The following is a 23,197-nucleotide window of genomic DNA, read 5'->3' on the forward strand; positions in this document are numbered from 1 at the left end:
TCAGGAGGCCGCGGCCGGGTGGACCGCCACGGTCGCGGCCTTCACCGACAGCGTCACCGCGGAGCCGGGCTCCAGGGCGAGCTCGGCCACGGCGGCCGGGGTGAGGTCGGCGGTGAGGCCGTGGGCCCAGCCGTCGCCCTCGGCCCGGATCCGGATCACCGGCCCGTGCGGTTCCAGGGCCGCGACGACGGCGTCGGTGGTGTTGCGCGGGCTGCCGCGGTGCTCGCCGTCGTGCGGGTAGACGGCGACGGCGTTCGGCGGGAACACCGCCACCGCGGGCTCGCCGAGCACCACGTCGGCCGCCGGAATGCCGCTGACGACCTCGCCGGACGTCGTCCGCAGCCCTTCGGGGACGGCGGTGCCGGCGACCAGGTTGAGGCCGGCGATCCGCGCGGTGAACGCCGTCCGCGGGGCCGAAAGGACCTCACGGGTCGGCCCGCGTTCGACGATCCGGCCGCCGTTCATCACCGCGACGTGATCGGCGAGCGCCAGGGCGTCCAGCGGGTCGTGCGTGACGAGCACGGTGGTCGGCCCGGTCTTGAGCACCCGCCGCAGCAGGCCGCGGATCGACGGCGCGGCGTCGACGTCGAGGGCGGCGAACGGCTCGTCGAGCAGCAGCAGCTCCGGCTCGGCGGCGAGCGCCCTGGCGATCGCGACGCGCTGGGCCTGGCCGCCGGACAGCTGCCCGGGCCGGCGGCCGGCGAGCTCGACGGCGTCCACTTCGGCCAGCCAGTGGAAGGCGCGCTCCCGCGCGGCGCGGCGGCCGGCGCCGGTCGAGCGCGGCGAGAACGCGACGTTGTCCGCCGCGGACAGGTGCGGGAAGAGCAGGGCGTCCTGGGAGAGCAGCCCGATCCCGCGGCGGTGCGGCGGTGCGCCGGCCAGCGCCCGGCCGGCCACCGTGATCTCCGCCGACACCGGCGTGATCAGCCCGGCGAGACAGCCCAGGACCGTCGACTTGCCGGAGCCGTTCGGGCCGAGCAGCGCCAGCACGTGCCCGGTGGGCACGTCGAGGTCCACGTCGAGGCCGAACGAGCCGCGCACGGCGGTGATGCGGGCGGTGAGGCTCACCGGAGGCCGCCTTCCCACGACCGCGGTCGCGCGACCGCGATGACGACCACGGCCACGGCGATCAGCAGCAGCGCGAGCGCCACCGCGCTGTCGACGTCCACCTCGGCCTGCGTGTAGACCTCGAGCGGCAGCGTGCGGGTGACGTCTTCGAGGCTGCCCGCGAAGGTGATCGTGGCGCCGAACTCGCCGAGCGCGCGGGCGAAGCTGAGGACGACGCCGGAGCCGAGCGCGGGCAGCAGCAGCGGCAGCGTAACCCGGCGGAACACGGTCCACGGGCGCGCGCCGAGCGTCGCGGCGACCTGCTCGTAGCGGTCGCCGGAGCCGCGCAGCGCGCCTTCGAGGCTGACCACGAGGAACGGCATCGCGACGAACGTCTGCGCGATGACCACGGCGGTCGTGGTGAAGGGCACGGACTCCCCGGTCAGCGTGGTGATCAGCATCCCGAGGAAGCCCTTGCGGCCGAGCAGGTAGAGCAGCGCGAGCCCGCCGACGACCGGCGGCAGGACCAGGGGCAGCAGCACGATCGAGCGCAGCAGCCGGACGCCGCCGAACCGCGCCCTGGCGAGCACGACGGCCAGCGGCACGCCGAGCAGCACGCAAGCCGCCGTCGACAGCGCGGCGGTGATCAGCGACAGCCGCAGCGCGTGCCACGACGACGGCGTGACGATCAGGCCGGGCAGCCGGGTCAGGTCCGTGCGGACCAGCAGCCCGACGACCGGCAGCACCACGAGCGCCAGCGCGAGCGCGGCCGGCACCCCCAGCACCCAGGGGACGCGCGAGTGGCCGGCCGGGGCAGCACCCCGCCGGCCACCCGCGGAACGCCTACTGCGCAGAACCGAACCCGGCCTTCGACAGCTCGTTCTTGCCCTGGGTACCGAGGACGAACTCTTCGAACTGGCGCGCCAGGTCGGCCTGGCCGCCCTTGACCGCGGCGATCGGGTAGCTGTTGGCCGCCTGGGCCGCCTCCGGGAAGTCGACCTTGTCGACCTTGCCCGCGGCCGAGGTCGTGTCGGTGAGGTACACCAGGCCCGCGTCGGCGTCGCCGGACTGCACCTTGTTCAGCACCTGCTTGACGTCCTGCTCCTCGCTCTTCGGCTTGAGCGTGACGCCGGTGGCCGTCTCGACCTTCTTCGCCGCGGCACCGCACGGCACCTGCGCGGCACAGGTGACCACGTTCACGCCGGGCTTGTTCAGGTCGGCGAAGGATTTGATGCCCTTCGGATTGCCCGGGGCGACGGCGATGGCCAGCTTGTTCGTGGCGAACACCGTCGCCTGGCCGTCGACCACGCCGCCCTGGACGGCCTTGTCCATGGTGGCCTGGTCGGCGGAGGCGAAGACGTCGGCCTTCGCCCCGTTGTCCAGCTGCTGCACCAGGGTGGACGAGCCCGCGAAGCTGAACTTCACGGTCACGCCGGCGTGCTGGGCTTCGAACGCCTTGCCGAGCGCGGTGAACGACTCGGTGAGCGACGCGGCGGCGAACACGGTCAGCGTGCCACCGCCGGTGTTGGCGGCCCCCTTGGGTGCGGGCGCGGTGACCGACGCGCCGGGCTGCGTGCTGGGCTCGTCCGAGCTGCTGCACGCGCCCGCGAACAGGGCGACTACGGCCACGACGAGAGCGAGCTGTGACAACCGGGGCTTCGCCCCGGGCCGGGGGCTCCGCCACCCGGACCCCCGAAAAGCTAGCTTGTTCATCGATTTCCTTCCGGTGTTTCCACCACGACAGTGGTGGCCTTGACCACCGCGACCGCGAGCACCCCCGGGCGCAGACCCAGCTCGCGGACGGCTTCCGTACTCATCAGGGACACCACGCGGTGCGCCCCGCACTGCAGTTCCACCTGCGCCATCACCTTGTCGGCGATGACCTCGGTGACCAGCCCCACGAACCTGTTGCGGGCCGAGCGCCCGACCGCCGAGGGGTCGTCCGGCGCGGCGGCCTGTGCCCGGGCGAACCCGGCCAGCTGGGCGCCGTCGACGACCTTGCGGCCGGCGGCGTCGTCGGTCGCGGTCAGCTGCCCCGCGCGCACCCACCGCCGGACGGTGTCGTCGCTGACCCCGAGCAGGCGTGCGGCCTCGGACAACCGAAATTGCGGCATGCCGGAGACATTATCTCCGCAGTTGAGGAAAAGCTACGCGGGGCGCGCCCCGTCCATGACTTCGGCGCGCAACTGGTCGAGCATGACGTTCTGATAACGTTCGATCACTTTTCGCTCGGCCGGGGAGAACTGCGCGAGCAGGTCGCGGAGGACGTCGAAGGCCGACTCGAAGAGCGGCGCGAAGCGCTCTGCCGACCCCGGCACCACCTCGACGAGGACCTTGCGGCGGTCCTCGGGGTCGCGGACGCGGCGGACCAGGCCCACCTTCTCCAGCCGGTCGATGACGCCGGTGACCGCACCCGTCGACAGGCCCGTCAGCTCGGCGATACGGCCGGCAGTAAGGGGTCCGTCGGCCTGGATGACCAGATCGAACGTCTTGTGGTCGGTGCCGGAAAGACCCATCCGCTCGGCGATCCTGGCGTGCCGCAGGACGGTGAACGTGCTGCCTTGCCGGCCCAACTCCGCGAAGCGGAAGAGTTCCTCTTCGGTGACCGGGTAAGTCTTTTCCGTCACGAGTCCTGCTCCCGGCACGTTGGCTCGCCCTCTGAACAACCCACTCCGGAAGTATCCTAGCGGCCGTTGCGGAGCTACTCTGGGCGCAATGACAGCTGTGGAACTCGGGTTTCCTCGCGTCCCCGGTACACGAGGGTCTTCTCGCGTGCCCCGACCCGAGAATCCCCGCCTCATCGACACCTTCGGCCGGGTGGCCACCGATCTGCGGGTTTCCCTGACGGATCGGTGCAACCTGCGCTGCACCTACTGCATGCCCGCGGAGGGCCTGGACTGGATGCCGGGCGAACAGGTGCTGACCGACGACGAGCTGGTCCGGCTCATGCGGATCGCCGTCGAGCTGCTCGGCGTCACCGATATCCGGCTCACCGGCGGCGAGCCGCTGCTGCGGGCCGGCCTGGAAAACCTCGTCGCGCAAATCACGGCGTTGACGCCCCGGCCGCGGTTGTCCATGACCACCAACGGGATCGGCCTCGCCAAGCGCGCGGCCGGGCTCGCCGCGGCCGGCCTGGACCGGATCAACGTCTCGCTCGACACCGTCGACCCCGAGGTGTTCCGGACGATCACCCGCCGCGACCGGCTCTCGCACGTCGTGGCCGGGCTGGCGGCGGCACGGGACGCCGGGATGTCGCCGGTGAAGGTCAACGCCGTGCTGATCCGCGGGCTCAACGAGACCGAAGCCGTGCCCCTGCTGAAGTTCTGCCTCGCCGAGGGCTACCACCTGCGGTTCATCGAGCAGATGCCGCTGGACGCCCAGCACGGCTGGAACCGCGGCGAGATGATCACCGCGGCCGAAATCCTCGAGATGCTGGGCGCGGAGTTCTCGCTGACGCCGTTCCCGGTGGCCCGCGGCGGCGCTCCGGCCGAACGCTGGCTGGTCGACGGCGGCCCCGGCGACGTCGGCGTGATCGCGTCGGTGACCCGGCCGTTCTGCTCGGCCTGCGAGCGGACCCGGCTGACCGCCGACGGCGCGGTGCGCTCCTGCCTGTTCAGCAACGACGAGACGGATCTGCGGTCCCTCGTGCGCGCGGGCGCGCGCGATGAGGAGGTAGCGGACGCCTGGCGGGCGACGATGTGGGGCAAGCTCGCCGGCCACGAGATCAACGACGCCGGGTTCGCGCAGCCGATCCGGCCGATGAGCGCGATCGGCGGTTGAGATGGCGACCATCACCATCGCGGTGCGGTACTTCGCGGCGGCCCGGGCCGCCGCGGGCGTGGAAGAGGAGAAGGTGCAGCTGCCCGCCGGCGCGTCGGTCGCCGACGCGGTGGCCGAGCTGCGCCGCCTCCACCCGGCCGGCTTGCCGCGGATCCTGGACGCGGTCAGCTACCTGCTGGACGGCATCGCGGTCCGGGACCTGACCCGGCCGTTGCGGGACGGCGCGGAGCTGGACGTCCTCCCCCCGTTCGCCGGCGGCTGACCTTCCCATTGGGCTGTTCGGGTGCCTCCTGACGGCCATCTCCCCCTGGGACGCGGGCCGTCCGCCCCAGGCGCACGAGTTCGCCTTTCCTGTATTCCGGCGACCGCTCGGGTACGCCTGCCGACCACTCGGCGACCGGAGTTTCCGCCCTCGGCGTGGCGCATCACCGGATCCGGGTGTTCGCGAGAAGCTGATCGCGGACGGCCCACCACCCGTCCGGTGACCTGTTTCACCTGGTCCGTCGCCCTGCGTCGGCGTGGGTGGGCGAGCTCGGTGAGCCCCGCCGCGCCGGCCGGGTCGGCAAACCCCACGAACAGGTGGGACTGTTGTGACTCTTGGGGCACCAGGGGCTGGATTGTCAAGTCTGGCGCAGTGCTCCCGGAGGTCATAAGATGCGCGCTTCAATCACGCGCCGGACGACGCGAATGGTCCATTCGCTGCGCGAAACACGTGATGCAAGCCTCACGATCCGTGTTTTATCTCGGCAAGGAAACGGCCAGATAACGGCCCGCTGACCTGCGGAAACAGGGGCATCGATCGGGGTTGTGTGCTGTTACTGTGACGTAGGTCACGCCCCGAATAATTTCCGATCACGGCTCTCGTTACGTACCGTCGCTTTTCGGTTGGCCCCGACCAACCGACGCAACACCGGGAATCCGTAGCGCCTAGCCCTGTCCAACGGATCCCCGGACCCATACCCCGAGCGAAAGCATTTCCGGACAGGGACGAGGGGACGATGAAGACGCGACGTGCGTCGGACTCGTCAGCCGATCTGAGATGGCCGGCACAGGACCCCGATCCTGACCCTCAGCACAGGTTCGTAGGCGCTGGGAACCGAGAAGCATCCAAATGTCTTACCGAGGCAAGCACCGCAAGATGTCCGCTGCCACCCGCACCGTCGCTCGCGTCGCCATCGCGGGCATTGCGGTCGGCGCTCCCCTCGCGATCGCCGCGACCCCCGCGTCGGCGACCAACTGGGACGCCATCGCGCAGTGCGAGAGCAGCGGCAACTGGAACACCAACACCGGCAACGGCTACTACGGCGGCCTGCAGTTCTCGCAGAGCACCTGGAAGGCCTACGGCGGCACCGGCAGCGCGGCGAACGCTTCCCGCGAGCAGCAGATCGCCGTGGCCGAGCGTGTCCTGCAGGGCCAGGGCATCGGCGCGTGGCCGGTCTGTGGCAAGAAGGGCGGCGGCGGCTCGTCGGCCCCCAAGGCCACCGGCAAGACCACCACCAAGAAGGTGACCCCGCAGAAGAGCACGACCGCCCCCAAGAAGGTGGCGGCGGCCCCGGCGGCCCCCGTGGCGGCGACCGGCGTGAGCAGCTCCAACCCGGCCGGTGACTACACCGTCGTGGCGGGCGACACGCTGTCCAAGATCGCCAACCAGTTCAACGTCCAGGGCGGCTACAAGAAGCTGCAGGACCTGAACGCGAAGTACATCCCGAACGCGGACCTGATCCTCGTCGGCCAGAAGATCGCCACCAAGTGACGATCACGCAGTGATGCGCGAGTCCGGCCTCGAGCCGTGACGTGAAAGGGCTCCCACCGCCGATCCCCCGGGCGGTGGGAGCCCTTCACGCGTTCCACGGTCCGGCACAGGCGGCTCCGGCTGCGGTGGACCGATGGCTTGAGGGGCCACCTGCCGCCTCGTGCGCCTTCTGACGCGCCTGAGGTCCCGCCTGGGCATCCTGCACGTCCTGACCGTCCTGGCCGTCGCTGGGGCGTTCTGAGGCCCCACTACGGCCTTTCCGCTCACGATCGACGGGCGCCGACCTGGTCGGCGTTCCGGATCACGGGGAGTTGACCCACTCGTCCGTGCCGTCGGTGAAGTGCTGGTGCTTCCAGACGGGCAGCCGGGCCTTGACCTCGTCGACGAGGTCCGAGCACGCCGAGAACGCCTGCCCGCGGTGCTCCGCCGCCACAGCGCACGCCAGGGCGACGTCGCCGATCGTCAGGGGCCCCAGGCGGTGGCTCACGGCCACCGCGCGGACGCCGGTCCAGCGCGCCGACAGGTCCGCGACGACGTCCTCGATCACCTGGCCCGCGCTCGGGTGGCCCTCGTACGTCAGGTCGCGGACGCCTTTGCCGCCGTCGTGGTCGCGGACCACGCCCGAGAACGTCACCACCGCGCCCGCCGCTTCGTCCTCCACGAGCCGCGCGTGCTCCTCGACCGACAGCACCTCCTCGGTCACCAGTGCCCGCGCCACGCGCACCGACGGCCCACCCGCAGCCGGCCGCGGGTGGTCGCCACCCGCCAGCTGGTCGACCGCGTGCTCGAGGATGCCGTCCAGCACGCCCAAGCCGTCCTTCACGCCGCCGCTGGAGCCGGGGAGGTTCACGACGAGGGTCCGCCCCGCCACGCCCGCGACCCCGCGCGACAGCACCGCGGTCGGCACCTTCGGCAGCCCCGCCGCGCGGATCGCGTCCGCGACGCCCGGCAGCTCGTGGTCCAGCACCGCGCGGGTGACGTCCGGGGTGCGGTCGGTCGGCGAGATGCCGGTGCCGCCCGTGGTGAGCACCACCGCGACGCCGTCGGCCAGCGCGGCCCGCAGCGCGACGCCCACCGGATCGCCGTCCTCGACGACGACCGGCGCCGGCACGTCGTAGCCGCGGCCGGCCAGCCAAGCGGTGATCACCGGGCCGGTCTTGTCCTCGTAGACGCCCTTCGCGGCACGGTTGGACGCCACGATCACGCGCGCGGTGTGCTTCACGGCCGCTCCCAGGTTCCGGTCTTGCCGCCGTCCTTGCGGAGCAGGCGGACCTCGTCCAGTGTCGCCGCCGGGTCGACGGCCTTGATCATGTCGTGCAGCGTCAGCCCGGCGACGGCCACCGCGGTCAGCGCCTCCATCTCGACGCCGGTGACGTCGGTGGTCTTCGCGGTCGCGCGGATCCCCACCTCGGCCTCGCCGAGGGTGAACTCGACCTTGACCCCGGACAGCGCGATCTGGTGGCACAGCGGGATCAGCTCGGGCACCCGCTTGGCGCCCATGATCCCGGCGATGCGCGCGGTGGCCAGCGCGTCGCCCTTGGGCAGGCCGTCGCTCGCCAGCAGCCGGAGCACCTCGGCGGTGGTCCGCACGGTCCCGGCCGCGAGCGCGGTGCGCGCGGTGGCGGTCTTGCCGGAGACGTCGACCATCCGGGCGGCGCCGGTCTCGTCGACGTGGCTGAGTTCACTCACCTAGCGAGGCTACTTCCGACGTGCGGCAAGGCCGCCCTGAGGGACTTCAATTGCCTCAGCGGCTCATCAGCGCCTCCGCCGGGGGTGGGGGCGGTGGCCGGCTCCGCCGCGCACGCCGTGTCGTGCGCCGGACGCACGCCGGAGACCAGGAACGCCGTCGCCGCGTCGTTCGCGCACTGGTTGGTGCCGAACAGGTACGTGCCGTGGCCGCCCTGGTCCGCCGTCACCATGCGCGCCCGGTCGCCGAAGGCCTGCCGCAGGCGGCGGGCGCCCGCCAGCGGAGTTGCGGGGTCGCGCAGGTTCTCCAGCATCAGGACGTCCGACGGGCCACGGTCGCCGATGCGGACCGGCGGCTCCACCGGGTCCGACGGCCAGAACGCGCACGCCCAGACGTTGGCCGCGGCCGCCCCGAACATCGGGTGACGCAGGCGGTCCACCGCCACGTTCCGCTGGTACGCGCGGACCGGTTCCGGCCAGTCGGAGTCGCCGCAGAGCACGTACAGCTGGCTCGACAGCACGTTCCCCGGGTTCGGCCCCGCACCGACGGGCGGCGGCGAGACCGGCTGCCCGGTGTCGAGCGCGTGCCAGGCCGAGGCGAGGTACGGCAAGGCCGCGTCGTAATAGAACATGCCGAACGTGAGGTGCCGGAACTGCCGGCCGTCGATCCCCTCTGGGCTCGGCTTCGCGTCGAGCCGCGCGGCGAGATCGAAGTACTTCGCCCGCACCTGCGCGGGCGTCGCGCCCAGGCTGTACTCGGGGTGAGCCGCCGCGAAGGCGGCGAAGTCGGGGAAGCGGTCCTCGAAGCCTTGCGCGAACAGCCGCGAGCCCGTGACGTCCAGGCCGCCCGGGCCGAGGTTGCTGTCGAGCATGATCCGGTCGCTGCGCTGGGGGAACAGCGTGGTGTACACCGCGCCGAGGTAGGTGCCGTACGAGATGCCGTAGTACGACAGCTTCGGCTCGCCCAGTGCCGCCCGGATCCGGTCCATGTCGCGGGCGGTGTTCGCCGTGGTGACGTACGGCAGCATCGACGCCGTGGACGAAGCACCGCACTGCCGCGCGATGCCTTCGACGTACTCGGCGTCCGCTACGACGTCGGCCGCGTTGCGCGCGTACAGCGGGACGTTGCTCCGCAGCTGCGCCGGCGCGAGGTCGCACGTCACCGGTGTGCTGTGCCCGACGCCGCGCGGATCGAACCCGATGACGTCGTAGGTGTCCAGCACACCGCGCGGCAGCCCGCCCGCGGCCAGCGCCGCCGGCAGGTCCAGGCCCGGTCCGCCGGGACCGCCCGGGTTGGTCAGGAGCACCCCACGGCGCTGGGCCGGGTTCGTGCTCTTCAAGCGTGAGATCGCGACCTGGATCTGCCGTCCGGCCGGCTTCCGGTAGTCCAGCGGGACGTCGAGCGCCGCGCACTCCAGGCCCGGCGCGGTGACGTCCGCCGGGCACGCTCCCCATTTCGGCGCACCCGGTGCCGCTTGCGCCACCCCCGGCGCCACCGTCACGAGCACGGCCGCCACCACGGCGACCAGCAGGCTGTTCCGCATTCGGTTCCCCCCTCAGCGAGTCGAATCCCAGCGTAGGGGGCCGGAAGGCCCCGGTCGTCCGTCCGAAGACGGATTCCGGGGTCCTCCGTTCTACGGACTCAGCGCTCCGCGACCACGGCCTTCCGGACGGCCTCGGCGACCGCGGGCGCCACGGCGGTGTCGAACACGCTCGGCACGATGAACGACGCGTTGAGCTTGCCGTTGTCGACGACGTCGGCGATCGCGTCGGCCGCCGCGAGCAGCATGTTGTCGTCGATGTTGTGCGCGTGCGCGTCGAGCAGGCCGCGGAAGACGCCCGGGAAGGCCAGGACGTTGTTGATCTGGTTCGGGAAGTCGCTGCGGCCGGTCGCGACGACGGCGGCGTGCTGCTGCGCTTCCAGCGGGTCGATCTCCGGGTCCGGGTTCGCCAGCGCGAACACCACGGCGTCCTTGTTCATCGTGGCGACCTGCTCGGCGCCGAACAGGTTGGGCGCGGAGACGCCGATGAAGACGTCCGCACCGTTCAGCGCCTCGTGCAGGGTGCCGCTGACCTGGTCCTTGTTGGTGTGCGACGCGATCCAGGCCAGGTTGTCGTCGAGGTTGCCGCGCGCGGAGTGGACGACGCCGTCGATGTCCGCGGCCACGATGTCGCCCGGGTTCTTGTGCAACAGCAACCGGATGATCGCCGAGCCGGCCGCGCCGACGCCGCTGACCACGATCTTGCAGTCCTCGATGTTCTTCTTGACCACGCGCAGGGCGTTGCGCAGCGCGGCGACGACCACGATCGCGGTGCCGTGCTGGTCGTCGTGGAACACCGGGATGTCCAGCTGCTCGCGCAGCCGCGCCTCGATCTCGAAGCAGCGCGGCGCGGCGATGTCCTCGAGGTTGATCCCGGCGTACACCGGCGCGAGCGCCTTGACGATCTTGATGATCTCCTCGGTGTCCTGGGTGTCCAGGCAGACCGGCCAGGCGTCGACGTCGGCGAACTTCTTGAACAGCGCCGCCTTGCCCTCCATCACCGGCAGCGCGGCGGCCGGGCCGATGTTGCCCAGGCCGAGCACCGCGGACCCGTCGGTGACGACGGCGACGGTGTTGCGCTTGATGGTCAGCCGGCGCGCGTCCTCGGGGTTCGCGGCGATCGCCTGGCAGACGCGGGCGACGCCCGGGGTGTACGCGCGGGAGAGGTCGTCACGGTTGCGGAGCGCGACCTTCGGGGTGACCTCGATCTTGCCGCCGAGGTGGATCAGGAACGTCCGGTCGGAGACCTTGCGGACCTTGACGCCGGGCAGCGAGTCGAGCGTCTGGGTGATGTCGTTCGCGTGGTTCTCCGACAGCGCGTTGGCGCTGATGTCGACCACGATCGAGTCGGGGTGGGACTCGACGACGTCGAACGCGGTCAGCACGCCGCCGACGCGCCCGACGGCGGTGGTGAGGTCACCGGCCGCGCTGGACGAAGCCGGGGCCTCGACCCGGACGGTGATCGAATATCCGGGACCGGGAACCGGCATGGCACTACCCCCGCGTGGGAAAGGTGGGCTGGGACGGGAGGAAACCTACTCCCGTGACCGCCCTCACGAGGGGCCGATACCGGTACTGACCAGTAACTCTGCCGCTGGCTGCCACCTCGGTCACAGTCACGGCCGCATGGCTTCGCAGCAACGGTTACGTGCCGCTCCGGGGCGGCCTGCTTTTGGCCGGGGCGGCCCCACCGGGCTCAGCGGTTGATCTCGGTCTCCGGGTGCACGTACGGCACCGTGTCGAGGGGGAAGGTGACGTCGCCGAACGGCGACAGCGCACCCTGGCGGTCGGCCGCGAGCTCGGTCACGGGGTGCTCGCCGTCCTCGCCCGGCCAGGTCGGGTCGATGCCCTTGTGCTTCTTCTCACCCTTGGCCACAACGTCCTCCACAGCCGTTCTTCGGTCTTGGAAGGACAGTCTGCCTCAGCCGCGGCGGCCCGGCGCAACCGCCCGGTACCCTGGTCTTCTATGCCCGCGACCTCTTTGGCGGACTGGCTGCGCGCGGAGTCCGACGCCGCACTCGCGGAGCTGCTCCGCACGCGGCGAGACCTGTCCACGCCCCCGCCCTCCGACAGCACGGTGCTGGCCACCCGGGCCGGCACGCCGGGCTCGGTCGCGCGCGCCTGCGAGGACCTCGACACCTTCACCCTGGCCGTGCTCGAAGCGTGCCTGCTGGCCGGCGCGGACCGCGACCCGGTGCCGGTCGAGGACGTCGCGAAGCTGGTCGGCGCCGACATCGCCGCGCCACTGGCCCAGCTGCGGACGCGGGCGCTGACCTGGGGCCCGGATGACGCGCTGCGCGTGCCGCCCGCGGTCCGGGAGGCGCTCGGGCCGTTCCCGGCCGGGCTGGGCGCGCCTTCGCCGTCGCTGGCCGGTGAGGACCTCGAGTCGCGGCTCGCCGAGCTGTCCGACGACGAGCGCGGCGTGCTGACCGCCCTCGCCGCGGGCCCGCCGATCGGCCGCACCCGCGACGCCGGGCTGGACTTCACGCTCGGGAAGGCCGAGACGCCGGTGCAGAAGCTGCTGGCCCGCGGTCTGCTGCTGCGGCGCGACGACCAGACCGTCGAGCTGCCGCGCGAGCTCGGCATCGCGGTGCGCGGCGGGGCGTTCCGGCCGGGCACGCTCACCGAACCCGAGTTGCCGGTCCACCCGCACCAGCCGGCCACTTTGGACGCGGCGGCGGCCGGTGAGGCGATGGAGTTCCTGCGCCACACCGAAGCCCTGCTGCGCGCGTGGTCCGCGGCGCCGCCGCCGGTGCTCAAGTCGGGCGGCCTCGGCGTGCGGGAGCTGAAGAAGCTCGCCAAGGACCTGGAGATCGACGACGCCCAGGCGATCCTGCTGGCCGAGCTGGCCGTGGGCGCCGGGCTGGTCGCCGACAGCGAGGCGACCGTGCCCGAATGGGTGCCGACGACGCTGACCGACTCGTGGCTCGCGTCGCCGACCGCGCAGCGGTGGATGACGCTGGCCCAGGCGTGGCTGGAGCTGCCGCGGCTGCCGGGGATGGCCGGCGGGCGCGACGCCAAGGACAAGCCGATCGCGCCGCTGTCGGAGGAGCTGCGCCGCCCGCTGGCGCCGGTCGCGCGGCGGCGCGTCCTCACCGCGCTGGCCGACCTGCTCCCGGGCGCCGGGGTGAAGAGCGTCGACGAGCTCGTCGCGGTGCTGGCCTGGCGCGCGCCGCGGCGGGGCGGGCGGCTGCGGGACGAGACCGTCCGCTGGACGATGGCCGAGGCGTCGGCGCTGGGGATCGTCGGGCTCGGCGGCGTCACGACGGCGACGCGGGCGCTGCTCGCCGACGACCGGCCGGCTGCGGTCGAGGCGATCCTGGACGCGCTGCCCGCGCCGGTGGACCGCGTACTGCTGCAGGCCGACCTGACGGTCGTCGCGCCGGGGCCGCTGGAGCCGGAACTGGCGGCAGAAATCTCCGCCGCCGCCGACGTCGAGTCGGCCGGGCACGCGACGGTCTACCGGATCACCGAGGGCTCGGTGCGGCGCGCGCTGGACACCGGGCGCACGGCCGACGAGCTGCACGCGCTGTTCAAGGCGAAGTCGGCGACCCCGGTGCCGCAGGGGCTGAGCTACCTGATCGACGACGTCGCCCGGCGGCACGGACGGCTGCGCGGCGGCGTCGCGGCCTCGTTCCTGCGGTGCGACGACGAGGCGCTGCTGGCCGAAGTGCTGGCCCACCCGGTGGCGGCGGAACACGCACTGCGGCTGATCGCGCCGACGGTCGTGATCAGCCCCGACCCGCTGCACGAGGTCTTGACGGCCCTGCGCGCGGCCGGTTTCGCCCCCGCGGCGGAGGGCCCGGACGGCCGGGTGGTCGACATCCGTCCCGGTGGCCGTCGCCTGCCGGCGAAGGCGCGGGCGGCGCGGCGCAGCCCGGGCGAGCAAGCGGTGCTGTCCGAGGACCAAGCGGCCCGGATCGTCTCCAACCTGCGCGCGGGGGACGCGGCTTCGGCCCGCCGCCGGGGTTCGGCGGTGCGGGCGCCGGTCGGTGGCGGCGCGGACACGTCGGCGACGCTGGAGCTGCTGTCCCGCGCGACACTGGAACGCCGTGAGGTGTGGATCGGGTTCGTGGATTCGAAGGGGACGGCGAGCCAGCGCGTCGTCCGGCCGGTGCGCGTCGGCGGCGGGGTCCTCGAGGGCGAGAACAACGAACGCTATTCCCTCCACCGCATCACCTCCGTGGCTCTGGTCGAGGATTGACGCCGGATTCGGTGAATCTCCACCCGGCCGCGCGGTCAGGTGGTAAGCCTGGTGCATGAAATGGGGAACGCGCGTGACCGCGGTGGCGGCCGCGACGGTCATGAGCGGGGCCGGGTTCGCCGGCGCCGCCGACGCGGCCGGGCCGCCGGTCTACTCGAAGTACACCGTCGACGGGACCACGCACATCGCGAAGCCGGACGCCGACCTCGAACTGGGGCCGGGACAGTTCGACATGTACACCCAGATCGGCTCGTACACGTTCTACGGGACCATCACACTGCCGCCGGTGAAGGTCACCCGGTCGGTGCCGGGAATCGGCAAGGTCAGCGGAACCATCACGCTCGGCCCCGGCCACGCCGAGGGCTCGGTGTTCAGCGGCTTCTCCGGCTCCGCGACCTGGCCGGTGCGGCTCTCCGACGTCCGGGTCAACGGGGCGCCGTACGACGTCGGTGCGGAGTGCGGCACGGCCGAACCGCTGACGACCGAACTCCGGTCGGACGACTTCGCCGCGGGCAAGGGCGGCCACCTCGAATCGACCTACACGATCGGCGCCTTCGCGAACTGCGGCGCGGCGACGCCGCTGGTCAACTCCGTGGTCCCGGGCCCGGGCAACACGCTCACCCTGGACCTCACCTCGGGCTGACCCTTTCGGGCCGGTTCACAGCGCGCGCAGGCCGGCCAGGACGCGTTCCATGAACTCGCGGGACGACCGGTCGCCGAGGATCAGCTCGGTCTGGTGGACCAGCACCAGGCCGATGTCGGCCATGTCGCCGACCAGCACCTTGACCACGCCCAGGGGCAGCCGCAGGTGCGCGGCGATCTCCGCCACGGACCGGGTGTCCAGGCACAGGTCGCAGATCCGGCGGTGCTCGACCGACCGGACCCCGCGGTAGCGGCGCCCGTCGTCGGACGTCGAGACCAGCGCCTCCAGCGCCAGGTTGTGGTCGGACCGCGTGCGCCCGCCCGTGCGGGTGTACGGGCGGACCCGCGACCCCGCCGAAGCGACGGGCACCGGGCTCACGCGGGCCGGTTCGTGCCAGGCCGGGTCCTCCCACGGTTCCGGGTGGGGGATCCACCGGGTCTCCGGGTCCGGCGGGGGCGTCCAGTCGGCCGGCGGCCGGGGCGGCGCCGGGGCCCACGCAGGCGGGGGTGCCGCCTGCGGCCGGGACATCGGTGCGGGCGGCCGCGGCGCCGGTGGGCGGGGTGCGGGCGGACGGGGCGCCGGCGGGTGGGGCGCCGGGGGCCGCGGCGGAGCGGGCGGGCGCGCACCCCGCGGCGGGGTCCACGCCGGCTCCAGCGGCGGCGGCTCCGGCTCGTAGCTCTCGCTGTCCTGCCACTCCGGCTCGACGGGGTCGTAGTCGTCGTCGGCCGGCGAGCCCCACTCACGGGTGTCCTCGTCGGTGTAGCCCTGCGGATCCGGCTTCGGCCGCGACGGCTTGCGCTTGGGCATGATCATCGACAGCGTCGACATGTCGAACTTGCTGGGCGAATCGAAACCCTCGCGCTCGGTGCCGCGGTGCAGTGCGTCCCAGCCGCTGGAGTCCGGATCGTCGAATCCCGAAATCCTCATCTCGCCCTACCCACGCACGCCGCCCTGGAGCTGCGCGCGCAGCTCGGGGGTGATCTGCTGGCCGACCCGCTCGACGAGCAGGGTCATTTCGTAGGCGACCGTGCCGATGTCGCACGTCGGCGCGGCCAGCACCGCCAGCGACGAACCGTCCGAAACGGACATCAGGAACAAGTAGCCGCGCTCCATCTCCACCACGGTCTGGTTGACACCGCCCGCTTCGAAGCAGCGCGCGGCCCCCGACGTCAGGCTGATCAGCCCGGACGCGACCGCCGACAGCTGCTCGGCACGCTCCTGGGGCAGCCCTTCCGACGGCGCCAAGAGCAACCCGTCCGCGGACACCAGAACGGCGTGCGCGGCACCGGGTACCCGGCGCACGAAGTCCGTGATGAGCCAGCCGAATGTGCCCTGGCCGGAAGCCGTCACTACTGCTCCTCCTTGCTCGCGCGGCGCCGCCCGCCGCACCCTGGAGCGCCCGGCACGGCCGGTCGGCGACGCCACGATAAAGCGTATTCGCACCGCCGGTGGTGTCGAGTCTGCCACCGATCGACCGCTGCGCACCCTACGTGTGCGCCCGGATGCGCTCCGCGCCGACCCGCGACGCGACGCACGTCCGCGGGTCGCGCCACGCTGCCGCCCGCGACCGGCCCCCACGGGGTGTCCGCACAGGTCAGCCGAGCGGCAGGGGACCGGGACGGTCGACGCCGGGCCCGGCGTCGCCGGAGCAGCGTGACCGGCTCTTCCCCCGGACGGGGGCAGCACTCCCCGAAGTGGGTGAAGCACGCGGAGTTCACTCCAACGGCCGCATCCGCTTCGGGGCGTCATCGGCTATCCCGCGCGCAAGGCCGAATCGTGCGCGATCGCGTGCTGGACGACCGAGATCAGCACCTGCTTGGCGGACTCGCGCTCCCGCGCGTCGCACGCCATGATCGGGACCGACGGCGCGATGGTGAGCGCGTGCCGGACGTCCTCGATCTGGTGGTGCAGCAGCCGGTCGAAGCAGTTGATGGCCACGACGTACGGCAGCTTCCGGTTCTCGAAGAAGTCGATCGACGGGAACGCGTCGGCGAGCCGCCGCGTGTCCACCAGCACGACCGCCCCGATGGCGCCGACCGCGAGGTCGTCCCACATGAACCAGAACCGGTGCTGACCGGGGGTGCCGAAGACGTACAGCACCAGGTCCGAGTCCAGCGAGATGCGCCCGAAGTCCATCGCCACGGTGGTGGTGGTCTTGTTGGGCGTGGCCGAGGTGTCGTCGTGCCCGACGCTCGCCTCGGTCATCATGGCCTCGGTGGTCAGCGGGTCGATCTCCGAGATCGCCCCGACCATGGTTGTCTTCCCCGAACCGAACCCGCCGGCGACCACGATCTTGGCCGACGAGGTCGGACCCGTCACCTGCGGCGCGTTCGCGTCGGAGTCAAATTCTCCGAAGCCCACTGAGCACCCTTTCCATGAACTCGATACTCGGGCGGTCGCCCACGGTCGTGCTGCTGGAGTGCACCAGCACCAGCCCGAGACCCGCCACGTCACCAATCAACACCCGCACCACGCCGAGCGGCAGCCGCAGCAGTGCGGCCACCTCGGCCACCGACCGGGTGTCGAGGCACAGGTCGCAGATCGACCGGTGCTCGGGCACCCGGACCCGGTCGAGCATCCGGCCCTGTTCGCTGGTCGAGATCAGCGCCTCGATGGCCAGGTCGAGGGTCGCCTTCGTCCGGCCCCTGGTCCGGAAGTACGGCCGGACCAGCCCCGACGTCTCCATCTCGTTCTGCGGCGGCTCGTCGACGTACTCCTGGTGGGCCTGCCGCGGCAGCGCCGCGGCCAGCTCACCCGAGTCCGGGCCCGACGAGAAGTCGCGCTCGGTGCTGTACGCGGCGAACTCGTGCGCGTCGTACAGCGGTCCGCTCGAACCGCCGAACAGCTCCGCGCCCGGCCCGCCGAGCAGCCGGTCACGGTACTCGGTGCCGCCGGCGATCGGCCGGATCGGCTCCTGACCGGCATTGCTGTCGGTCAGCCAGTTCGGTGGTTCCCGCACGGGGTCGCTGTCGGAGGCCTGCACCCGGCGCGCCCGCCACTCACGGTCGACGCGGTCCCGGAACGACTGCCAGTCCTCCCGGCCGTCGTCCGGTTGTTCGGACCACCCGCCGGAGAAGTCGTCACCGAGCCGGCCATCACCCCTCAAGCGCCCGTCGTCCACGGCTCTCTCCTCGGTTCCCAAGTCCTCAGCGGCGGACGGCCGAACCCTGCAGTTGCGCCCGCATCTCCGGAGTCAGCTGCTGGCCGACCCGCTCCACCAGCAAGGTCATCTCGTAGACGACCAGGCCGATGTCACTCTCCGGTGACCCCAGCACCGCCAGACAGGAACCGTCGGAAACCGACATGAGGAAGAGGAAACCGTTGGCCATTTCGACCACGGTCTGCGCCACCGTGCCGCCCTCGAACACCTTGGCCGCGCCGCGCGCGAGGCTGGTCAGCCCCGACGCCACCGCGGCCAGCTGGTCCGCCCGGTCCTTCGGCAAGCCTCGCGAGGCCGCCAGGAGCAGACCGTCGGCCGAAACCACGACCGCGTGGGCCGCGCCGGGCACCCGGTGCACGAAATCCGTGATCAGCCAAGCGAAGCTGCCGGCATTGTTCGCCTTGGCATGCGCTTGGCCGTTCGGCTGCGCGGAGCCACCCGGCTGCATTGCACCCGCCCGTGTCACTTTCACTCCTCACTGCTGTCTGTGGTGTTGCCACGCCCATGAACCCCGCTGCCTTCCAGCCTCTCGTCGGCCGGGAGTTCCTTCAAGGCGTGCCGTCCCGAGGTGTAGCCCCGTTGGAAGCTTGCCATCCGGTTCCGCGCCGCGGACGCGGAGCGGGTGATCGCACCCGTTCCGGGCATGCCCGCGGTTGCGTCCGCGAAGTTGTTCTGCGCCGGTGCCTCGGATGTCGAGCTCGGGCTGTCGATCGATCCGGGCACCAGGTAGGCGTTCGGGATGCGCTTGGGCAGCCCGGCCGGGGTGATCTCCTCGTTCTTGGCCTCCAGCAGCGACTGCGCCGCCTGCCAGCCGTCGTCGGAGGCACTGTGCCAGCCGTCGTCGGGCGGGAGGAGCGGGTGCCGGGTCGCCGCGGTGGGCTGCAGTTCGTCCGGAGCCGGCTCGGCGATCGGCATGGGGGGCGCCGACGGCGCTGACACCGCTGACGACTCGTCGGAGCCGGTGAGCGGCGGCAGGTTGGGGTCTTCGCCATCGCTCTGCGGCGGCACCGGGTCGGCTGCCGAGTCGTCGCCTTCACTGAACCAGCGTGACAGCACCGACTGGTAGATGGGCAACCGCCGGGTGGGTACATCGTCTTCGAGCGCCGACGAACCGACCTCGTTCGCGGGCGGCGGCGCCGGCGGCGGCTCCTCCGGCGGGACGTACTTCGGCTCGCGCTTGGGCAGCACCAGCGGCGCGAACTGCGTGTCGGCGGCCCGCGAGCTGGCGCCATCGCCGTTCCCCGGCGGGGCCAGCGGCGCCAGGTCCTCGGCGGTCGGCCAGGCCGGCGTCTCGGGCTTCGGCAGCTCCGGCGACAGGAACGGACCCGCCGCGCGGCCGCCGCTGACCAGGTCGTCCAGGCTGATCGGCTGGTCGAGCGGCACCAGGCCGCCCTGGTTCGGCACGGGTTCGTGCCTCGGCGGAGGCGGGGGTGGCGGAGGCGCCGACGGCGGCACCGCCGCGTGCGTCTGCGTCTGGTCGAAGTCCGTGCGCGCGGCCGGGATCGGGATGCTCGGCATCGACATCGACGTCTCGGAGCGGTTCGCCGGCAGCGGGGTCTGCCGCTGCATGCCCGGGCGGAGGTGGGTCAGCAGCTCGGCCGGGACGACGACGCGGGCGATCACGCCACCCTCGATGTCCTCGTTCTCACGCAGCCGGACCTCGATGCCGTGGCGCTTGGCCAGCCGCGAGACCACGTACAGACCCATCCGCCGGGTCACCGACACGTCCAGGTCCGGCGGGTCGGCCAGGCGCGCGTTGACCTCGGCCAGCCGCTCCTCGCTCATGCCGACACCGTGGTCGGTGACCTGGATGGCCAGCGCCTTGCGGCGGGTCACCACCGCGCGGACGATGACCTTCGTCTCCGGCTCGGAGAAGTAGGTCGCGTTGTCGAGCAGCTCGGCGAGGACGTGCACGAGGTCGTGGATCGCCAGGCCCTGGACCGCGACGTCGGGCACGATGCCGACCTCGATCCGGGCGTACTGCTCGATCTCGGACACCGCGGCGCCGATGACGTCGGCGGCGGGCACCGGCTTGGGCACCGACTTCGCCAGGCCGGCGCCGGAGAGCACCAGCAGGGACTCACCGTTGCGCCGCAGCCGCGTCGCGAGGTGGTCGAGCTCGAACAGGCTGGCCAAGTGGTCCGGGTCCTGCTCGTCGGCCTCGAGCCGGTCGATGACGCCGAGCTGGCGTTCCACCAGCCGCTGCGACCGGCGGGACAGGTTCACGAAGATGCCGTTGACGTTCTCGCGCAGGAGCGCCTGCTCGGCGGCCATCTTGACGGCCTGCTCGTGGACGATGTCGAACGACCGCGCGACCTCGCCGATCTCGTCGCGGGAGGTGACGGGCACCGGCTGGACGGCCTTCTTCGAGGCGCCGACCGGGTCCGGGTCGTCGAGGATCGCCTGCACGGTTTCCGGCAGCCGGGTGTAGGCGATGTCCAGCGCGCTCTTCCGCAGGATCCGCAGCGGGCGCAGCATGAGCCGGGCGACGACGAGCATCAGCGCGATCGCAGCGGCCAGGGCCGCGAGGACCACGGCACCGCCGACCCACGCGGAGTTGACCGCCGCCGTGGCGAGGTCGTCGGCGCGGGTCTTGAGCTGGGCGAGCAGGTTCGACTCGACCGCGTGCAGCTTGTCGGCCGACACCGTGCTGTCCTTGCCGAGCGCGGTGGTGTCGATGGTCGGCGCCTCACCCTGCTGGGCCAGCGCGAACGCCGAAGTCTGGATCCGGCGGCGGTCGTCGACCTCCGGGCCCGAGTAGGTGTCGTTGTAGAGCTGGCGCTGGTCGTCGTCGGCGTTCGCGAGGAACGACGCGACGGAGGCGTCCGCGCTGGACGCCGCCGCGTGCGTCTGGTCCAGCAGGTCGCCGGGGAAGGTGCCGCGGAACGCGGCGATCTGCAGCTCGGCGTCGGAGCGGGTGGTGAACTCCTTGGCCTCGCTGATCGCCTGCGTGCTCGTGCCGAGGCGCAGCACGTCCCGGTCGGTGACCGCGGTGGTCACCTCGCGGCCGAGCTCGATGAGCGAGTCGAGGATGCCCGAGTAGGCGGTGAGCACCGTGATGTCGGGCAGGCCGTCCGCGGTGTTGAACGCCGCCCGCAGCGGGCGCAGGGCGTCGAGGCGCTGGAGACCGCGGGTGTAGCGGTCCTTGGTCGCCTGGTTGTCGTAGTCGAGGGTGTTCACCGCGCCGCGCAGGTCGGCGACTTCGCGGTCGACCTTGGCGATCTGCGCGTCGAGCCCGGTCTGCAGCAGCGAGTTCCGCGAGGAGATCCGCGCGACCGCCAGCGAGCGCTCGTTCTGCAACTCGTGCACCACTGTGGTCACCTTGACGGCGAACGCGACCTGGTCGGCGGTGCGCTGGAACTCGGCCGCCTCGCGGGCGTCGTCGACCACCCGCACCGCACCCAGCGCGAGCGCGGTCAGGGTGGGGATGATCAGGACCGCGGCCAGCTTGGACCGCAGCCGCCAGTCGCGCATGCCGGAGAACAGCCCGGTCTTCCGGCCCGGATCAGCTCCGGGTGACTGCGCAGGGGCCCCTCCCACCCCCGCGGCGTCTTCGTTCGGCACCGCCGCACCACCATCATCGTTCGTGCTCGTGAAAGCCTGGTCGGTCCAGCGCCCACCAGGGCGCATCGCGTTCTCCTCAGCCACTCGTCTGCACGCTCCCGGTGCTCCGGCGCTCCGGCCCATCGGAAGGAGCCCAGCGCAAGACGCTACCCGTACGGGTGAAAAGATCGTCTTCGGTGTTGGCCCTGGGGGTTCCTGAACCCCGTCCGGCCGGACGGAATCGGTTCAGCTCGAGCATCACGGTCGGGTCCCTGCGCTGGTCCTGCATCGGTCTGTTGGTTCGGCCTAGCCCACCGGCGCGGCGGCTGCACCCGGCCTGGCAGTGGTCATTGCGGGGAAGATTCTCTCAGGAAAAGCACAGTGTGTGCTGGTACACCGAAGTGTGCTGGGACACCGAAGTGGATCATCTTGATCGGCCATCCAGGCACTCTCTCTCACTACATCGGAGGTTGATACCTCCCCGCAGGTGCAGAGGGTAGCGAACGGCAGGGGAAGATGTAACCCTCCCGACAGGACCCGCTGGATGTTGCACAGCGTTCGCTCAGCCGACACACAGCTGGTCATCGCTCTTTCGAGACCTTGACCCTACGCTGGGTGAACGGCTACGGCGAGTGGAGCAGCGGGTCTAGACCAGAGGCCCAAAGAGTGACGTGCGCCACTCGGTCCGGTAGTGATTCCACCCATTGTGAGCAAGCTGTCACGTTCTCTACAGTGGCCCGCGTGACTTCTGAGAATGAGTCACGCACTCCCATTGGATTCGGTTCACCAACCGTCACTTTCTTCAAGGAGCAGGCCTTGTTTGGAAACGCCATGAGCGGTGGCCGGGTTCGCACTCGCCGCGCCGCGCTCGGGCTCGCCCTCACCGCCGCCGCAGTCACCGCCCTCAGTGGCTGCAGCGCGCTCGGCTCGGACGACTCGAACGCCCCGTCGACCGGAGGCGGCCTGGAGAAGTCGAAGATCAAGGTCTCCATCATGCCGACCACGGACCTGGCGCCGTTCTGGCTGGCCCAGGACGGCGGCTACTTCAAGGCCGAGGGCCTCGAGGTCGAGCAGATCATCGCCAACAGCGGGCAGGCGTCGATGACGAAGGCGATCTCCGGCGAGGCCGACATCGCCCTCTCGACCTACACGCCGTTCTTCATCGCCAAGAGCACCGGTGCCGCGGACATCCAGCTGGTCGCGGACGGCACGTCGGTGAACGCGAAGAGCAACGCGATCGTCACGGTGCCGACCTCGACGGTGAAGACGGTCAACGACCTCGCCGGCAAACGGATCGCGATCACGGCCAAGAACACCGCTTCGGACATCCTCACCAAATCCGTCATGAAGGACCACGGCGTCGACTTCAGCAAGGTCAACTGGGTGCTGGTCCCGCTGCCGAACATGGCGGCGGCTCTGAAGGACAACCAGGTGGACGCGGCCTACATGCCGGAGCCGATGCTCTCGCAGGCGGCGAAGGTCGTCGGCGCGACGCCGGTCATCGACATCAACACCGGTGCGAGCCAGGACTTCCCGCTGACCGGCTACGGCGCGGCGACGAAGTGGGTGCAGGCCAACCCCAAGACCCTCGCGGCCTTCCAGCGCGCGATGAAGAAGGCCACCAGCGACGCGCTCAACGACCGCTCGAAGGTCGAGCCGCTGCTGGTCAAGTACGCGAAGATCGACGAAGACACGGCCAAGCTGCTCACCCTGCCGGGTTACGGCTCCACCTTGGACGCCCGGCGCCTCCAGCGGGTCCCCGACCTGCTGCTGCAGATGGGTGTCATCACCAGCAAGGTCGACGCCGCGCCGATGATCGCCCCGCAGGCGACCAGCTGAC

General features: G+C 71.8%; 22 protein-coding genes. 6 read left to right on the forward strand and 16 right to left on the reverse strand.

The features are described 5' to 3' along the window. Genes AB0M80_RS24960 through AB0M80_RS24980 form a run of 5 tightly spaced genes read right to left on the reverse strand, consistent with a single transcriptional unit; the run spans window position 1 to window position 3,674 of the window. A complete protein-coding gene (locus tag AB0M80_RS24960; protein WP_364569263.1) occupies window positions 1-1,068 on the reverse strand; it encodes an ABC transporter ATP-binding protein in 1,068 nt (355 codons plus the stop codon). Beyond that, the gene (locus tag AB0M80_RS24965) at window positions 1,065-1,832 is read right to left on the reverse strand and encodes an ABC transporter permease (protein ID WP_364569265.1); all 768 of its coding nucleotides are present in this window, start codon (window positions 1,830-1,832) and stop codon (window positions 1,065-1,067) included. Before AB0M80_RS24965 ends, AB0M80_RS24960 begins: the two co-directional genes overlap by 4 nt. A gap of 58 nt (window positions 1,833-1,890) precedes the next feature. After that, a complete protein-coding gene (gene modA / locus AB0M80_RS24970; RefSeq protein WP_364569267.1) occupies window positions 1,891-2,697 on the reverse strand; it encodes a molybdate ABC transporter substrate-binding protein in 807 nt (268 codons plus the stop codon). 59 nt (window positions 2,698-2,756) lie between these two features. Beyond that, on the reverse strand, window positions 2,757-3,161 hold the full coding sequence (locus AB0M80_RS24975) for a TOBE domain-containing protein (RefSeq protein WP_364569270.1): 405 nt from the start codon (window positions 3,159-3,161) through the stop codon (window positions 2,757-2,759). A gap of 33 nt (window positions 3,162-3,194) precedes the next feature. Continuing rightward, window positions 3,195-3,674 (reverse strand): MarR family transcriptional regulator, encoded by a 480-nt coding sequence (locus AB0M80_RS24980; RefSeq protein WP_364569273.1) that lies wholly within the window; start codon window positions 3,672-3,674, stop codon window positions 3,195-3,197. A gap of 145 nt (window positions 3,675-3,819) precedes the next feature. On the opposite strand from AB0M80_RS24980, the gene moaA reads away from it, so the two are divergent. From moaA to AB0M80_RS24995, 3 genes are all read left to right on the forward strand, one after another. Continuing rightward, window positions 3,820-4,827, forward strand: coding sequence for a GTP 3',8-cyclase MoaA (gene moaA, locus AB0M80_RS24985; RefSeq protein ID WP_364569276.1), 1,008 nt, complete (start codon window positions 3,820-3,822; stop codon window positions 4,825-4,827). A 1-nt stretch (window position 4,828) separates the two neighbouring features. Further along, window positions 4,829-5,089 carry a MoaD/ThiS family protein gene (locus tag AB0M80_RS24990; protein WP_364569279.1) on the forward strand — a complete coding sequence of 87 codons (261 nt, stop codon included), beginning with the start codon at window positions 4,829-4,831 and terminating at the stop codon, window positions 5,087-5,089. An 849-nt stretch (window positions 5,090-5,938) separates the two neighbouring features. After that, window positions 5,939-6,580 carry a transglycosylase family protein gene (locus tag AB0M80_RS24995; protein ID WP_364569282.1) on the forward strand — a complete coding sequence of 214 codons (642 nt, stop codon included), beginning with the start codon at window positions 5,939-5,941 and terminating at the stop codon, window positions 6,578-6,580. Between the two features lie 301 nt (window positions 6,581-6,881). Here the strand turns inward: AB0M80_RS24995 and AB0M80_RS25000 are convergent, their stop codons facing one another. From AB0M80_RS25000 to AB0M80_RS25020, 5 genes are all read right to left on the reverse strand, one after another. After that, complete coding sequence (locus AB0M80_RS25000; protein WP_364569285.1) at window positions 6,882-7,802, reverse strand: molybdenum cofactor biosynthesis protein MoaE; 921 nt, start codon at window positions 7,800-7,802, stop codon at window positions 6,882-6,884. Next, the gene (gene moaC / locus AB0M80_RS25005) at window positions 7,799-8,269 is read right to left on the reverse strand and encodes a cyclic pyranopterin monophosphate synthase MoaC (RefSeq protein ID WP_364569288.1); all 471 of its coding nucleotides are present in this window, start codon (window positions 8,267-8,269) and stop codon (window positions 7,799-7,801) included. Before moaC ends, AB0M80_RS25000 begins: the two co-directional genes overlap by 4 nt. After that, a complete protein-coding gene (locus tag AB0M80_RS25010) occupies window positions 8,266-9,810 on the reverse strand; it encodes an alpha/beta fold hydrolase (RefSeq protein ID WP_364569291.1) in 1,545 nt (514 codons plus the stop codon). Before AB0M80_RS25010 ends, moaC begins: the two co-directional genes overlap by 4 nt. A 98-nt stretch (window positions 9,811-9,908) precedes the next feature. After that, window positions 9,909-11,297, reverse strand: a complete 1,389-nt coding sequence (locus tag AB0M80_RS25015; RefSeq protein WP_364569294.1) for an NAD-dependent malic enzyme — start codon at window positions 11,295-11,297, stop codon at window positions 9,909-9,911. Between the two features lie 206 nt (window positions 11,298-11,503). Further along, the gene (locus AB0M80_RS25020; protein WP_013230250.1) at window positions 11,504-11,683 is read right to left on the reverse strand and encodes a hypothetical protein; all 180 of its coding nucleotides are present in this window, start codon (window positions 11,681-11,683) and stop codon (window positions 11,504-11,506) included. 90 nt (window positions 11,684-11,773) lie between these two features. Between AB0M80_RS25020 and AB0M80_RS25025 the strand changes: the two genes are divergently transcribed. After that, entirely contained in the window at window positions 11,774-14,011 is a 2,238-nt protein-coding gene (locus AB0M80_RS25025) for a helicase-associated domain-containing protein (RefSeq protein ID WP_364569297.1), read from the forward strand. Window positions 14,012-14,066: 55 nt separating this feature from the next. Beyond that, window positions 14,067-14,654 (forward strand): hypothetical protein, encoded by a 588-nt coding sequence (locus AB0M80_RS25030; RefSeq protein WP_364569300.1) that lies wholly within the window; start codon window positions 14,067-14,069, stop codon window positions 14,652-14,654. Between the two features lie 15 nt (window positions 14,655-14,669). On the opposite strand, the gene AB0M80_RS25035 is transcribed toward AB0M80_RS25030, so the two are convergent. From AB0M80_RS25035 to AB0M80_RS25060, 6 genes are all read right to left on the reverse strand, one after another. Beyond that, window positions 14,670-15,581, reverse strand: coding sequence for a DUF742 domain-containing protein (locus tag AB0M80_RS25035; protein ID WP_364569302.1), 912 nt, complete (start codon window positions 15,579-15,581; stop codon window positions 14,670-14,672). A gap of 6 nt (window positions 15,582-15,587) precedes the next feature. Further along, entirely contained in the window at window positions 15,588-16,004 is a 417-nt protein-coding gene (locus AB0M80_RS25040; protein ID WP_364569304.1) for a roadblock/LC7 domain-containing protein, read from the reverse strand. 402 nt (window positions 16,005-16,406) lie between these two features. Then, entirely contained in the window at window positions 16,407-17,015 is a 609-nt protein-coding gene (locus tag AB0M80_RS25045; protein ID WP_285986767.1) for an ATP/GTP-binding protein, read from the reverse strand. Next, a complete protein-coding gene (locus AB0M80_RS25050) occupies window positions 16,996-17,775 on the reverse strand; it encodes a DUF742 domain-containing protein (protein ID WP_364569307.1) in 780 nt (259 codons plus the stop codon). The genes AB0M80_RS25045 and AB0M80_RS25050 overlap by 20 nt, the downstream gene beginning before the upstream one ends. Before the next feature lie 25 nt (window positions 17,776-17,800). Further along, window positions 17,801-18,262 carry a roadblock/LC7 domain-containing protein gene (locus AB0M80_RS25055; RefSeq protein ID WP_013230256.1) on the reverse strand — a complete coding sequence of 154 codons (462 nt, stop codon included), beginning with the start codon at window positions 18,260-18,262 and terminating at the stop codon, window positions 17,801-17,803. A 20-nt stretch (window positions 18,263-18,282) separates the two neighbouring features. Then, entirely contained in the window at window positions 18,283-21,444 is a 3,162-nt protein-coding gene (locus tag AB0M80_RS25060) for a nitrate- and nitrite sensing domain-containing protein (RefSeq protein ID WP_364569310.1), read from the reverse strand. 744 nt (window positions 21,445-22,188) lie between these two features. Here AB0M80_RS25060 and AB0M80_RS25065 point away from each other — a divergent pair. Continuing rightward, window positions 22,189-23,196 (forward strand): ABC transporter substrate-binding protein, encoded by a 1,008-nt coding sequence (locus AB0M80_RS25065; protein WP_364569451.1) that lies wholly within the window; start codon window positions 22,189-22,191, stop codon window positions 23,194-23,196. Window position 23,197: the final 1 nt, after the last annotated feature.

Origin of the sequence: Amycolatopsis sp. NPDC051045, from assembly GCF_040682955.1 — a bacterium.
GTDB lineage: Bacteria > Actinomycetota > Actinomycetes > Mycobacteriales > Pseudonocardiaceae > Amycolatopsis.